Source organism: Bacillus sp. JJ1127 (genome assembly GCF_036965845.1).
In the GTDB taxonomy this organism is placed as follows: Bacteria; Bacillota; Bacilli; order Bacillales; family Bacillaceae_G; genus Bacillus_A.
The window spans coordinates 288-1,205 of record NZ_JBALQK010000366.1; the positions used below are offsets into that span (position 1 = coordinate 288).

Below are 918 nucleotides of genomic sequence, written 5' to 3' on the forward strand. Positions count from 1 at the left end.
ATTCGTCTCCCTTATAAAAGAAGTTTTGAAGCACGGGACTATAAAATGGAAACTGCAATTCTTGTATCTTATAAAAAATGAATTTCAATAACAAATCTTTCCCCACTACAAACGGATGACCAAATCCCTGGTTATAAAGTTCCTTTTTTACCTTTACAAGCTGCTCTATATACGGTATTCCAGCTTCCTCAATAACAAGTTTTTGATTTATAAAACGCATGGTAGAAATAAGGTGTTCAATTGGAATTCCCTCTAATTCTAGTGATGAATAATATAAATCACGATTCCAAAAATCAAGCTGATCCATGCCTAATGAAAAAAACAAAAGTTCTTCGATAATTGGAAAACTATTTTCTTCTGACAAAACTTTGATTACATCTTCTAATAGATTAGGTATCCGTTCTAAGATAGCACGTACATCTCTATCTTCTTGAACAATCCTTATCGTCCACTCACCATGATCTTGACCTGATATTCGTTGAAAGCAATGAGAATATGGACCATGTCCAATATCATGAAGAAGAGCTACAATAGAAGCAACTTTCTGTTCATATTCTGACAAATCAATGTCACCGATTATAGTAAGATGCGTTATAACTTTATTTATAAGTACATATACCCCTATAGAATGTTCTATCCTTGTATGTGTTGCATTCGGATGTAAATAATATGTATGTCCTTGCTGTTTAATATGAGCCAATCTTTGAAATGCTTCTGTCTTTATTAATTCAATGATATCTCTATCCTGAATCGAAACCCTCCCATAAACTGAATCTGTAATCTGCACAGCTTCTCCCTCCTCAAAAAATAAAATTCCCATAAAATTATATCGAATTTTCTGTTTATTAAAAACTTCATTCTCCTTCGATTATGAGAAATTTTTAATATACTTTTTATTGGTAAACGTCAAGTAACTCC

The 918-nt window shown here is 32.1% G+C and carries 1 protein-coding gene; it reads right to left on the minus strand.

Annotated features, from left to right (window positions below; translation table 11 throughout):
• On the minus strand, window positions 1-787 hold a 787-nt coding region (locus tag V7183_RS24540), incomplete at its 3' end, for an HD domain-containing protein (RefSeq protein ID WP_335361156.1).
• Window positions 788-918: the final 131 nt, after the last annotated feature.